17 protein-coding genes are annotated in these 12550 nt (G+C 69.7%); 3 read left to right on the plus strand and 14 right to left on the minus strand.

Translation table 11 applies throughout. From position 1 onward, the window contains the following. Position 1: 1 nt before the first annotated feature. On the minus strand, positions 2–877 hold the full coding sequence (gene rpsB / locus PGB26_RS11365) for a 30S ribosomal protein S2 (RefSeq protein WP_271637720.1): 876 nt from the start codon (positions 875–877) through the stop codon (positions 2–4). A 297-nt stretch (positions 878–1174) separates the two neighbouring features. On the opposite strand from rpsB, the gene PGB26_RS11370 reads away from it, so the two are divergent. Next, positions 1175–1666 (plus strand): murein hydrolase activator EnvC family protein, encoded by a 492-nt coding sequence (locus tag PGB26_RS11370; RefSeq protein WP_271637721.1) that lies wholly within the window; start codon positions 1175–1177, stop codon positions 1664–1666. Between the two features lie 23 nt (positions 1667–1689). Here the strand turns inward: PGB26_RS11370 and PGB26_RS11375 are convergent, their stop codons facing one another. The 9 genes from PGB26_RS11375 to PGB26_RS11415 form a co-directional block, all read right to left on the minus strand. Further along, positions 1690–2592 carry a tyrosine recombinase XerC gene (locus PGB26_RS11375; RefSeq protein ID WP_271637722.1) on the minus strand — a complete coding sequence of 301 codons (903 nt, stop codon included), beginning with the start codon at positions 2590–2592 and terminating at the stop codon, positions 1690–1692. Between the two features lie 189 nt (positions 2593–2781). Beyond that, positions 2782–3957, minus strand: a complete 1176-nt coding sequence (locus tag PGB26_RS11380; RefSeq protein WP_271637723.1) for a DNA-processing protein DprA — start codon at positions 3955–3957, stop codon at positions 2782–2784. Beyond that, positions 3954–5483, minus strand: a complete 1530-nt coding sequence (locus PGB26_RS11385; protein ID WP_271637724.1) for a YifB family Mg chelatase-like AAA ATPase — start codon at positions 5481–5483, stop codon at positions 3954–3956. Before PGB26_RS11385 ends, PGB26_RS11380 begins: the two co-directional genes overlap by 4 nt. Further along, positions 5480–5842, minus strand: a complete 363-nt coding sequence (locus PGB26_RS11390; protein ID WP_271637725.1) for a YraN family protein — start codon at positions 5840–5842, stop codon at positions 5480–5482. The genes PGB26_RS11385 and PGB26_RS11390 overlap by 4 nt, the downstream gene beginning before the upstream one ends. Positions 5843–5961: 119 nt before the next feature. Further along, positions 5962–6288 (minus strand): DUF2469 family protein, encoded by a 327-nt coding sequence (locus PGB26_RS11395; protein ID WP_101186491.1) that lies wholly within the window; start codon positions 6286–6288, stop codon positions 5962–5964. Between the two features lie 43 nt (positions 6289–6331). Beyond that, a complete protein-coding gene (locus tag PGB26_RS11400) occupies positions 6332–6991 on the minus strand; it encodes a ribonuclease HII (RefSeq protein ID WP_271637727.1) in 660 nt (219 codons plus the stop codon). Continuing rightward, complete coding sequence (lepB, locus tag PGB26_RS11405; protein WP_271637728.1) at positions 6988–7719, minus strand: signal peptidase I; 732 nt, start codon at positions 7717–7719, stop codon at positions 6988–6990. The genes PGB26_RS11400 and lepB overlap by 4 nt, the downstream gene beginning before the upstream one ends. Positions 7720–7836: 117 nt before the next feature. Further along, positions 7837–8184 carry a 50S ribosomal protein L19 gene (gene rplS, locus PGB26_RS11410; RefSeq protein ID WP_182253088.1) on the minus strand — a complete coding sequence of 116 codons (348 nt, stop codon included), beginning with the start codon at positions 8182–8184 and terminating at the stop codon, positions 7837–7839. A gap of 174 nt (positions 8185–8358) precedes the next feature. Beyond that, complete coding sequence (locus PGB26_RS11415; RefSeq protein WP_271637731.1) at positions 8359–8853, minus strand: MFS transporter permease; 495 nt, start codon at positions 8851–8853, stop codon at positions 8359–8361. Between the two features lie 102 nt (positions 8854–8955). On the opposite strand from PGB26_RS11415, the gene map reads away from it, so the two are divergent. Further along, on the plus strand, positions 8956–9738 hold the full coding sequence (gene map, locus PGB26_RS11420; RefSeq protein WP_271637733.1) for a type I methionyl aminopeptidase: 783 nt from the start codon (positions 8956–8958) through the stop codon (positions 9736–9738). Between the two features lie 115 nt (positions 9739–9853). Further along, the gene (locus PGB26_RS11425; RefSeq protein WP_271637735.1) at positions 9854–10561 is read left to right on the plus strand and encodes a DedA family protein; all 708 of its coding nucleotides are present in this window, start codon (positions 9854–9856) and stop codon (positions 10559–10561) included. Between the two features lie 10 nt (positions 10562–10571). Here PGB26_RS11425 and trmD read toward each other — a convergent pair whose 3' ends face one another. The 4 genes from trmD to rpsP are packed head-to-tail and all read right to left on the minus strand — an operon-like array spanning position 10572 to position 12529. Beyond that, complete coding sequence (trmD, locus tag PGB26_RS11430; RefSeq protein ID WP_271637736.1) at positions 10572–11282, minus strand: tRNA (guanosine(37)-N1)-methyltransferase TrmD; 711 nt, start codon at positions 11280–11282, stop codon at positions 10572–10574. Between the two features lie 16 nt (positions 11283–11298). Then, positions 11299–11862: a ribosome maturation factor RimM gene (gene rimM, locus PGB26_RS11435; RefSeq protein WP_271637737.1), complete on the minus strand. Its 564-nt coding sequence runs from the start codon at positions 11860–11862 to the stop codon at positions 11299–11301. 1 nt (position 11863) lies between these two features. Beyond that, a complete protein-coding gene (locus PGB26_RS11440) occupies positions 11864–12094 on the minus strand; it encodes an RNA-binding protein (RefSeq protein ID WP_071644715.1) in 231 nt (76 codons plus the stop codon). Between the two features lie 6 nt (positions 12095–12100). Continuing rightward, positions 12101–12529: a 30S ribosomal protein S16 gene (rpsP, locus tag PGB26_RS11445; RefSeq protein ID WP_271637739.1), complete on the minus strand. Its 429-nt coding sequence runs from the start codon at positions 12527–12529 to the stop codon at positions 12101–12103. Positions 12530–12550: the final 21 nt, after the last annotated feature.

Consider the following 12550-nt stretch of genomic DNA (forward strand, 5'->3'; position numbering starts at 1 on the left):
CTTACTTGGCGTCTGCCTCGGCCGGAGCCTCAGCTGCCTCGTCCGGTGCCTCGGTGGCTGCCTCAGCCGGTGCCTCGGTGGCTGCCTCAGCCGGTGCCTCGGTGGTTGCCTCAGCCGGCGCCTCGCCGCCCTCGAGCAGCTCGCGCTCCCACTCGGCGAGCGGCTCAGCGTCGCCGGCGTCGGGGTTGTGCTTCTGCTGCAGGCCCTCGGCGGCGGCGTCGGCGATGATGCGCGTCAGCAGCGAGACCGAGCGGATCGCGTCGTCGTTGCCGGGGATCGGGTACTGGAAGTCGTCGGGGTCGGCGTTGGTGTCGAGGATGCCGATCACCGGGATGCCGAGCTTCTTGGCCTCGTCGATGGCGAGGTGCTCGCGCTTGGCGTCGACGACCCAGAGGGCAGACGGGGTCTTCGACAGGTTCCGGATGCCGCCGAGCGACTTGTGCAGCTTGTCGAGCTCGCGCTTCTTGAGCAGCAGCTCCTTCTTGGTGAAGCCGGAGGCTGCGGGGTTGTCGTAGTCGAGCTCCTCGAGCTCCTTCATGCGGGCGAGACGCTTCGCGATGGTGGAGAAGTTGGTGAGGAGGCCACCCAGCCAGCGCTGGTTGACGTAGGGCTGGCCGACGCGGTCGGCCTGCTCGGCGAGGATCTCCTGCGCCTGCTTCTTGGTGCCGACGAAGAGGATGGTGCCGCCGCGGGCGACGGTCTCCTTGACGAAGTCGTACGCCTGGTCGATGTACGACAGCGACTGCTGCAGGTCGATGATGTGGATGCCCGAGCGCTCGGTCAGGATGAAGCGCTTCACCTTCGGGTTCCACCGGCGGGTCTGGTGTCCGAAGTGCACGCCGCTGTCGAGCAGCTGGCGGATGGTGACCACAGCCATGGTCGTCTCCTTGTTCTGACGCTGTCGCGTCGTTGAGGTTGTTCTCGCCGATCGATCGACCGGCAGTCCTGGTGCCCGGCACACGCCCGCCCGCTCGAAGAGCGGGACCTGTGGGAATGGATGCCACGACCTGAGTCGCTGTGGGCACGCGTAGTCACCTCGATTTCGAGGTGCTCTCCCAGTGTACAGGATCGGGCTCCGCCTAAACGCCCTGCACAGCGGCGCGAGTCGGCCGCTTGTCCCCCGTACGCGGGGTCCCGCCGCGCGCGACGGCGCTCGATGCGCGAGGGTGAGACGATGCGCGCCCGCTTCATCGCCGTCGTCCTCTCGCTCCTCGTGTCCCTCGGCGGCGCGAGTGCTGCCGCCGAGGACGAAGGGACGTGGCGATGGCCCGTCGACGGTGCCCGTGCGGTGGTCGAGCCGTTCCGCGCTCCCGCGCATGATTACGGCCCGGGACACCGTGGGATGGATGTCGCGGCCGGCACCCATGCACTCGTCGTGGCGCCCGCGCCCGGCGTGGTGGCGTTCCGAGGCACTGTCGTCGATCGTCCCCTGATCACGATCGACCACGGTGGCGGTCGCGTGAGCACGTGGGAACCGGTGTCATCGGCGCTGTCGCCCGGCGACGCCATCGGCACCGGGGACCCCCTCGGGACGGTCGCCGAGGGCGGCCACGCGGCGCGCGGCACGCTGCATGTCGGAGTGCGACTCGAGGGGAGCTACATCAACCCCCTGCCCCTGTTCGGGGAGGTTCCGCGGGCGATCCTGCTGCCCTGCTGCGAGGGGTGACGCGCACGCCGGACGCCGGCGGTTCAGGCCCGCGGATGGGCGAGGCGATACCCGGCGAGCAGACGCTCGGCCGAGACGTGCGTGTAGATCTGGGTCGTGCCGAGACTCGCGTGCCCGAGGATCTCCTGCACGGCGCGCAGATCTGCACCGCCGTCGAGCAGGTGCGTGGCGGCTGAGTGCCGGAGAGCATGCGGACCGACATGCTCGGCACCGACGATCGGGCTGAGCACGCGGGCGACGAGCGCATAGACGGTCCGGGGGCCGATTCGCGCTCCCCGCGCACCGAGGAGCAGCGCGGGCGTGGTGTGCTCGGCGCGGGCGATCAGCGCCGGGCGCCCTCTGCTCAGATACGCACCGATGGCGTCGGCGGCGGGAGCGCCGAACGGGACCACCCGCTCCTTGGCGCCCTTGCCCAGCACGCGCACCGTGCGACGGTGCAGGTCGACGTCGTCGACGTCGACGCCGCACAGCTCCGAGACGCGCATGCCGCTGCCGTACAGCACCTCCAGGATCGCGTGGTCTCGCATCGCGATCGGATCACCTGATGCCGCGGCGGCGCGATGCTGGTCGAGCAGGTCGCGCATGCCGTCCTGGGAGGCGACGACGGGAAGCGTCTTGCCGCGTTTCGGCGTCAGCAGGCGAAGGCTGGGGTCGGCGGCGATGAGCTCGCTCTCGTGCGCCCAGCCGAAGAACGAACGTGCGGCCGCTGCGCGCCGCGCGAGAGTCGAGCGTGCGTCCCCCCGCTGTGTGGCCCGCCAGAGCCACTCGCGCAGCATCTCGAGGTCGATCTCGCGCACGTCGGCGTCAGCGACGACGGCGCCGAGGTCGGCGAGGTCGGAACGGTAGGCGCGCACGGTCGCGGGCGAGAGCCGGCGCACCCGGTCCAGGTACGACGTGAAGGATGTCACCGCGTCCGCATACCTCACCTCTCCAGGATGCCGCTCCCCCGCCGCTTCCTGCACGGGCGCGCCGGGAGAACGCCCGCCCCGCCGGCACGCGGGCTGCGTCGTGGCGCGGGCTGCGTCCTCATCAGGTGTGCTGCGTCATGGCGGGCGGGCTGCCCCGCCGGCATGCGGGCTGCGTCGTCGGCGCAGTTGTCGCTGATCGGCCCGCGGTCACTCGATGCGCACCCACCCGTCGTCGCGCTGGGCGACCAGGCCGTCGAGTGCCACGAGCCCGAGAAGCGAGCGCACCCGCTCGACCGAGAGGCCGCTTCGGCGCGCGATGTCCGCCGTCTCCCGCGCGCTGCGCGTGCTCATCGCATCGAACAGTCTCGTCCGGTCGTGGTCCGGCGTCGCGGACGGTGCGACCGTGGCATCCGACTCCCCCCACAGCTCCCTGACGTCGCGAGCGCTCGTGATGCACACCGCGTCGTACTCCCGAAGCAGGCGATGGCATCCGGCCGAGGCTGCAGATGTGATCGGCCCCGGCACCGCGCCCAGCGGACGCGCCAGCGAAGACGCGTGTCCCGCGGTGTTCAACGTGCCGCTGCGCCATCCCGCCTCCACGACGACCGTCGCGAGTGTGGCGGCCGCGATGAGCCTGTTGCGAGCGAGGAAGCGCCATTTGGTCGGCGCTGAGCCGCAGGGCACCTCGCTGAGCACCACGCCGGACTGCCTGATCCGGTCGAAGAGCTGCTGGTGCCCGATCGGGTACGCCCGGTCGACCCCACCCGCAAGGAATGCCGCCGTGGCGCCGCCCACCCCCAGCGCGGCCCGATGGGCGGCCCCGTCGATGCCGTACGCGCCTCCCGACACGATCAGGGTGCCGCCGCTCGCGAGGTCGCCCGACAGTTCTGCTGCCACGTTCTCGCCGTATCCGGTGGCCGCCCTCGCGCCGACGATCGCCGCAGCCGTGCCGGCCGCCAGCACGTCCGCGTCGCCTCTGGCCCACAGCAGCACCGGCTGATGCACATCGAGGTCGCCCAGCCCGTCCGGCCAGAGGGCATCGCCGGGCAGCAGCACGCGGGCTCCCACGCTGTGGGCGGAGCGCATGGCATCCCGCACGGCGCGAGTGCTCGCACGAGGGCGCCACCTGTCCAGCGCCTCCGCGAGCGCTCGGGGCGGCGCCACTCCCGGTGGCATCAGGCTCATATCGCCGAACGCGCAGCGCAGCGCCTCCACCGCCCCCAGGCTCTGCAGCAGTGCACCGGCGACACCATCGCCCGGCTCAACGAGCACCGACCACGCGACCCGCGCGGCGACCTCTGTCGGATCGGCGTCGGTCCGCAGCAGTCGTGCGGTCGAGCGCATCTCCGCGTCATCGATCAGTTCCATTCCGGTGGCGATCATGCCAGGAGTCCTTTCTTCAGGAACAGCGCGTGCCCGAGCTGGTCGGCACCGGGCGATGTCAGGCCTGCGAGGTCGCTGAGCGTCCATGCGATGCGCAGGACGCGGTCGTACGCGCGCAGCGTCACCGCTCCTCTCTCGAGAGCGCGATCCAGCGGTGCGCGCACCGCGGGAGGCAGGCGCAGCGCGCCCTGTCGGAGTCGCTCCCCCGGCACCGCGCCGTTGATGCGCCACGGACTGGAGCGCCAGCGCTCGGCGGCGGCGGCCCGCGCTCGCGCGACTCGCTCGCGCGCCTCGTCGGTGGTTGTCGTGGACCTTTCGCCTGATGTGGCCAGAGATGCCGCGACGCGCGAGACCCGGAGGTCGATGTCGACGCGATCGCGCAGCGGGCCCGACAGGCGCCCTGCGTAGCGGCGGATGGCGATCGGCGGGCAGGTGCACTCCGCTGCACGCACGCCGTAGTTGCCGCAGGGACACGGGTTCATGGCGAGGACGAGCTGGAACTGCGCGGGGAAGCTCGCGGCGAAGCCGGCTCGGACGATCTCGATGCGCCCTGACTCGAGCGGCTGCCGCAGCGCGTCGAGCGCGCTCCTCTGGAACTCCGGCGTCTCGTCGAGGAAGAGCACCCCGCGATGCGCCCGCACGATCGCGCCCGGTCGCGGTACGCGGGAGCCGCCACCCACCAGCGCGGCAGCCGACGCCGTGTGGTGCGGCGCCTCGAACGGCGGCAGGGCGTCGAGACGCGTGACAGCCTCGCCCGTCAGTGAGCGGATGGCGGCCACTTCGAGGGCTTCGCTCTCGGTCAGCTGCGGCAGGATGCCCGGTAGCCGCCGGGCCAGCATGGTCTTGCCCGCACCGGGAGGTCCGCTCAGCATCATGTGGTGCCCCCCGGCCGCCGCAGTGATCAGCGCGTCGACCGCTTCGTCCTGCCCGACCACGTCAGCGAGATCCAGGCTCTCGTCCGCGAGGTCGGCATGAGCGGGGAGTGCGACGGGATCAGCGTCGTCGATCTCGACATCGGCGCCGTGCGCGACCGCGACCTCCGCGAGGGAGACCGCCGCGCGCACCTCCACACCGGGGACGAGCCGGGCCTCGGCCGCATTGGCGTGGGGCACGATCACACGTGTGAAACCCGCCCGCGCGGCCGCGTACACGGCCGGCAGCACGCCGGGCACGGGCCGCAGTCGGCCGTCGAGGCCCAGCTCGCCGATGTGCACGGTGGAGCGCACCGATTCGCGCCGCAGCGCTCCCCCGGTCGCGAGGGTCGCGACCGCGACGCTCAGATCGAAGCCGCTCCCCGCTTTCGGGAGATTGGCGGGACTCAGGTTCACGGTGAGGCGCCGGCGGGGGAAGTCGAGTCCCGCATTCACGCATGCGTTGCGAACGCGCTGTGCGGCCTCACCCAGCGCTTTGTCGGGCAGACCGATGATCTGGAAACCGGGGGTCTGATTGCTGAGGTCCGCTTCGACCTCGACCATGTGGCCGTCGACACCGGTCAGCGCGACCGCCCACGTGCGCGCCGTGCTCATCGCAGATCCTGGAGGTGCTCGAGTCGTGCGTCAGAGGCATCCGCCCCGGTGAGGCCGATGACCTCGAGTCTCAGGCGCCGCCCCCGTGACTCCTCAGGGTGTGATTCGGCCCACGCGAACGCCAGGCGCCACAGACGCAGCCGCTTGCGTTCGTCGACCGCTTCGAACGGATGCCCGAAGCGCTCTGAGCGCCGCGTCTTCACCTCGATCACGCAGAGCAGATCACCGCGCACCGCGACGATGTCGATCTCGCCCTGCGCACAGCGCCAGTTGCGGTCCACGACCTCGTAGCCGCACGAGTTCAGATGCCGCGCCGCCCGCTCTTCGCCCGCTCGCCCGAAGTCGTCTTTCGCTGCCATGACGACAGCCTGCGGCGCGGCGCCGACGTCGACGGGCGGCTTTCACAGTGATTGGGGAGAACCCGCTGCCGTCCCCGATTGTGGAGAACCTGCTGCCAACCCCGGTGCGGAGAGAACGCTCACTTGCCGTCGAGCGACAGCTCCTCCGGCAGCTCGAACTCCCGGCGCTGCAGCTCTTCGACGTTGACGTCCTTGAACGTGAGCACCCGGACCGCCTTGACGAAGCGATCGGCGCGGTAGATGTCCCACACCCACACGTCGCTCATCGAGATCTCGAAGTAGAAGTCGTGCTCGGTGTCGCGGCGGACGACGTTCACCTCGTTGGCGAGATAGAACCGGCGTTCGGTCTCGACGACGTACTGGAACTGGCCGACGACGTCGCGGTACTCGCGGAACAGCGCGAGCTCGAGCTCGCGATCGTAGTCGTCGAAGGCATCCTCATCCATGATGTCTCCATCCTATGAGCACGGAGGCCGTGATGCGGATTCCTCAGAACAGCGTCGGCGCGTCTGCGATCGCCCACGACGACCGGTGCAGCGGAGACAGACCCCGCTCGCGGATCGCCCGCCGGTGCTCGGGGCTCGCGTAGCCCTTGTTGCGCTCCCACTGATAGTCCGGATGCTCGGGGTGCAGCGCCGCCATGTGCGCATCACGCGCGACCTTCGCGATGACCGACGCCGCCGAGACGGAGGCGCAGTCACGGTCTCCCTTGATGACGGTGCGCACGGTCAGCGGAGCGGGGTGCACGCGGGAGACGTAGTCGTGGTTGCCATCGAGGATCACGAGTGTGCGCTCGAGAGTCGCTCCGCCGTCGACGACCGCCTGCACGGCCCGTGAGGCGGCGAGGCCGAGCGCGCGCATGATGCCGACCTCGTCGATCTCTGCGGCGCTCGACCAGCCGACGGCCGACAGCGGCACCCATCTGCTGGCGCGCTCGGCCATCTCGGGTCGGCGCCTCTCGGTGATCAGCTTCGAATCGCGCAGCCCGTCGAGCACACGGCGGCGCGAGCCCGCGGCATCCATCACTGCGGCGCCGACGGCGACGGGACCGGCGAGAGCACCCCTGCCGACCTCGTCGAGCGCGATGATGAGATCGAACTCCTTGAGCAGCCGACGCTCGAGGGTGAGTGTCGGCGCGACCGCGCTCATTCGGATGCCGGCACGGCTCGGAAGACCTCGTCGTGCGTGTCGATGAGGCCGAACCGGTCGAGCGGCCACGTGGTCAGGAAGGCGCGGCCCACGACGTTCTCGAGCGGCACGAAGCCGCCGCCGGGGAGCTCCTGATGTGCGCGGGAGTCCTGCGAACGGTCCCGGTTGTCGCCCATCACCCAGATGCGGTCGTCTGGCACCGTGACGTCGAACTCGGAGTTCGATGCGGCGGTGTCGCCCTCGGGGAGATTGAGGTAGTCGAGCTCGTTGATCGGCGAGCCGTTCACGGTGATCTGTCCGAGCGCATTGCAGCACACGACGTGGTCGCCCGGCATGCCGATGACGCGCTTGACCAGGTGGTCCTGAGCGTCTGTGGTCGAGATGCCGACGAAGGTGAGCGCCCAGTCCGCAGCTTCGACCAGCGGCGGTCGTGCGGGTCTCTGCGGCGCGGCCGGAAGCCAGCCGCCCGGATCCTTGAAGACGACGACATCACCGCGGTCGTATCCGCTCCAGCGCGGGGTGAGCTCGTCGACGAGAATGCGGTCGTTCACCAGCAGCGTCCGCTCCATCGATCCCGACGGGATGTAGAACGAGCGCACGACGAAGGTCTTGACCACGAACGACACGAGCGCGGCGATGAGGATGATGACCAGCACATCGCGCAGGAACACCAGTGCGCCCCGACGCCGCTGCGGTGGCTGGACTGCCGCGGGGGCATCGGATGTCATGTGGTTCCTCTTCATCGACTCACCGCGCACGCGGCAGTACAAGCGTCGCACACCCGCGACGCAACGACAGAACCCCGGGACGAGTGTCCCGGGGTTCTGGTGCAAGGATGCGGCGAGTCAGTTCTCGCGCTTCTCCTTGATCTTGGCCTTCTTGCCGCGGAGGTTGCGCAGGTAGTACAGCTTCGCGCGACGGACGTCACCGCGGGTGACGACCTCGATGTGGTCGATCACCGGCGAGTGCACCGGGAAGGTGCGCTCGACGCCCACCTGGAAGCTGATCTTGCGGACCGTGAAGGTCTCGCGCACACCATCGCCCTGACGGCCGATGACGACGCCCTGGAACACCTGGATACGCGAACGCGTGCCCTCGGTGATGTTCACGTGCACCTTGACGGTGTCACCGGGGTTGAAGACAGGAATGTCGGAACGGAGCGAAGCCGCGTCGACGGCGTCGAGGATCTGCATGATCGTCTCTCTCTGCACTCGCCACAGGTCGGATGCATGAATCAAAGGGATGAGAACGGGTGTGTGCCGAGCGGCGCGCGAGGCGTCCGCGGGTTCCCCTGAGGCAGAACCGGGTCACGGCACAAGCAGCTATTCTGCCATGAACGCGGGCCACGCGCCACTCGGACGCGCGTGTCAGAACTCCCGCCGGCGGGACTCCTCGATGATGACGACATCCGGCTCGTTCCGGGCACGACCGGTGCGCTGCTGCGGGGCGATCGTCGACCACGTGAGCGTCTCGCGCAGCCTCGCCCCGGCGTCGCGCGCCTCTTTCCAGAGCTGCCAGATCTGCGTCCAGAAGAGGGCCACGGCTGCGACGATGGCACCCGCGAGCAGCCACGGGAACGCTCCGTCGATGAAGAAACCGACCAGGACGGTCAGGACGTGCCAGACGGTGAAGCCCGCGACGTCGAGCCACGACACGGCACGTTCAGCTCGCACCGACGGACGCGAGCGCGTCAGCAGGGTCAGCACGAGCTGAGTGACGAGCACACCGGGGATCGCCATCAGCAGCACCCAGAGCAGCCCCCAGCCGCTCTGCCCGAAGATCGCCCAGCCGATCAGCATCCATGCCGGAAGGGCGAGCGATGCCGGCAGCAGCCAGCGGAAGAACAGCCGTCGCAGGTCCATGATCCGATGGTACGTCCCTGTCCATGCGAGCGGCGGGGTGTTCGCTGTGGGCATCGATGGTGTGCGCATCGGGGAGAATGGATGCTGACGAGAGGAACCCCCATGATCGAACTGCGCACCCCCGCCGAGATCGACGAGATGCGCGCCGCCGGCCGCTTCGTCGCCGAGACCCTGGCGACCCTGCGCGACGAGACGAAGGTGGGGACGAACCTGCTCGCCATCGACGCCAGAGCGCACGATCTGATCCGCCGAGCCGGCGCGGAGTCCTGCTACATCGACTATGCGCCCTCCTTCGGTCGCGGCCCGTTCGGCAAGGTCATCTGCACCTCTGTGAACGACGCCGTGCTGCACGGCCTCCCGCATGACTACGCGCTGCGCGATGGCGACCTGGTCTCACTCGACTTCGCGGTGTCGCTGAATGGCTGGGTGGCGGACTCGGCGGTGTCGTTCGTCGTCGGCACGCCCCGCGACGAGGATCTGCGCCTCATAGACACCTCGGAGCGCGCTCTCGACGCCGCGATCGCCGCCGCCGTCGTGGGCAACCGGATCGGCGACATCTCGGCATCCATCGCCGCGGTCGCACATGGCGAGGGCTACTCGATCAACACCGACTTCGGCGGCCACGGCGTCGGTCGCATCATGCACGGTGACCCGCATGTGCCGAACGACGGCCGCGCGGGGCGCGGCTTCCCGCTGCGCGAGGGACTCGTCTTCGCGCTCGAGCCGTGGTTCCTCGCCACGACCGACGAGCTCATCACAGACGAAGACGGATGGACTCTGCGCAGCGCCGACGGATCACGCGGATCGCACTCGGAGCACACCGTCGCCGTCACGAAGGACGGCCCGATCGTATTGACCGACCGCAGCTTCCTCGGCGTCGACTGATCCGGTTCGCCCGCGCCGCCGGTCACGCCCGCCCACTGCTCCCAGAACTCTCGCATGCAGCGCGCCTAGGCTCGACTCCGACACCGCCCGACGACCCCGAGGGATACGCCGCACGATGACGAGCTCCACGACCGACACCTCCTGGCTGGGCTGGCTCATCGACGCCGTGATCAGCCTCATGGACATCATCGGTCCGATCGGGGCGGGCATCGCGATCGCACTCGAGAATCTGTTCCCGCCGCTGCCGAGCGAGGCGATCCTGCCGATGGCCGGCATCGCCGCCCACGATGGCGCCTTCGGCCTGTGGGAAGCGGTCGCATGGACGACCCTGGGGTCGCTCGTGGGGGCGCTCGCGCTGTACGGGCTGGGGGCCTGGCTGGGGCTCGATCGCCTGCGCCGCATCGCCCATCGTCTCCCGCTCGTCGACGTCTCCGACGTCGACCGCACCGTGGCCTGGTTCCGCCGCCATGGCGGCAAGGCCGTGTTCTTCGGCAGGTTCGTCCCGATCTTCCGCAGCCTCATCTCGATTCCGGCCGGTGTCGCGCGCATGCCGCTGTGGCGCTTCGCGGCGCTGACGACGGCGGGCAGCCTGATCTGGAACACCGCGTTCATCCTGTGCGGCTGGTTCCTCGGCTCCGGATGGCACATCGTCGAGCAGTACGTGGACGTGGTTCAGAACGTCGTCATCGTGGTCGTCGCGGTGACGGCCGTCGTGCTGGTGACCATCCGCATCCGCTCGCTGCGCGCGAAGCGCGGGCGCGACACGGCCTCGGAGGCCAGCGACACGCCGACGGACGAGCTGCCGGTGTCGTCCGGTCGCTGACCGCTCGCGCTCAGTCGGAGAGCAGATCCGGACGGCGCGTGCGGGTGCGCTCGAGCTGCTGCTCGCGGCGCCAGGCGGCGATCGCGCCGTGGTTGCCGCTGAGCAGGATCGGCGGCACCTCTCTGTCGCGCCACACAGCGGGCTTCGTGTACGAGGGGTACTCGAGCAGACCGTCCTCGTGCGACTCCTCGACCAGGCTCTCGGGGTTGCCGATGACGCCGGGGATGAGTCGGCCGATCGCCTCCACCATCGCCATCACGGCGACCTCTCCCCCGTTCAGCACGTAATCACCGAGGCTGATGAGACGCACCTCGCCGAGGGCGGCCGCGTACTCGAAGACCCGCTCGTCGATGCCCTCGTAGCGGCCGCAGCCGAAGATCAGGTGCTCGCGCGTGGCGAGATCGCGTGCGGTGGCCTGGGTGAAGACCTCGCCCGCGGGCGAGGGGAAGATGATGGTGGGCCGGCTCTTCGACGGACCCAGGGTCCCGCTCTCCGAACCGGCGAGCTGATCGAGCGCGAGCCCCCAGGGCTCGGGCTTCATCACCATGCCGGCGCCGCCCCCATACGGGGTGTCATCGACCGTGCGATGCCGGTCGGAGGTCCAGTCGCGCAGGTCATGGACCTGGAGGTCGAGGATGCCCGAGTCGCGCGCCCTGCCGAGCAGGGAGAGCGCGAGCCCGTCGAAGTACGACGGGAAGATCGAGACGACGTCGACCCTCATCGCGGGTTGCCGCCGCTCATTCCGATAGCGTGTCGTCACCGGCATCCGCCGCCGGGAGCTCTTCGAAGAGCCCAGCGGGCGGAGTGACGACGACACGGCCGGCGGCGACGTCGACGGTCGGCACGATCGCCTCGACGAACGGGACCATCACCTCGGCCGACTCGGTCTTCACGATCAGGAGGTCCTGCGCAGGGAGGTGCTCGACCCGCGCGACGCGACCGACGACGACATCGTCGCGCACCACGTCGAGACCTACGAGCTGGTGCGAGTACCAGGCATCGTCCTCGACCTCATCGTCCTCGTCCATCCAGAGGATGGCGCGAACCAGCGACTCCGCCGCGGTGCGGTCGTCGACGCCGTCGAGGAAGACGACGGAGTTCCCGTTCATCACGCGGTACTCGCGGATGGTGACGGTCTTGCCGTGCCAGCTGGACGCCTCCGGCACCTGCAGCGTGAACTCGGCCCCCGGCACGAAGCGGCGCTCGGGGTTGTCTGTGTACAGCTCCAGCTTCAGTGCGCCCTTGAGGCCATGCGCCTTGAGCAGGCGACCGACGCGGAGCTGGTTCTTCTCGGCGGCCACGTCAGTCGTCCGCGACGTCGACGCGGACGCGACGTCCGTCGGCGAGAGCGGAGATGAGCGTGCGCAGCGCCTTGGCGGTGCGGCCGCCGCGCCCGATCACTCGACCACGGTCATCCGGGTGCACGTGCACCTCGAGGAGGTCGCCACGGGGCGACGCGGATGCGGTGATGCGGACATCGTCCGGGTGATCGACGATCCCCTTGACGACGTGTTCGAGCGCGGCGGCGAGCACAGCGGATTACTCTGCGTCGGAGGCGGGAGCCTCAGCGGCCTCCGCGTCGGCGGGAGCGTCGGCCGGGGCCTCCTCGGCCTTCTTCTCGGCCTTGGGCTTGATGACCGACTTCTTGGCGGAGTCGACCTCGAAAGCGGCCTTGGGCTCTGCGACCTGGACGGTGGACTTCGCGTCCTTGTCGCCCTTGTACTTGCCCCAGTCGCCGGTGAGCTTCAGCAGCGCGGTGACCTGCTCGGTCGGCTGCGCACCGACCGACAGCCAGTACTGGGCGCGGTCGGAGTCGACCTCGATGAACGAGGGATTCTCGGTGGGGTGGTACTTGCCGATCTCCTCGATCACACGACCGTCGCGCTTGGTGCGCGAGTCGGCCACGACGATGCGGTAGTGCGGAGCACGGATCTTGCCCATGCGCTTGAGACGGATCTTGACAGCCACGATTCTCCTGAATGGTGTGGA

It is taken from the genome of Microbacterium sp. nov. GSS16 (assembly GCF_028198145.1).
Classification (GTDB): Bacteria; Actinomycetota; Actinomycetes; order Actinomycetales; family Microbacteriaceae; genus Microbacterium.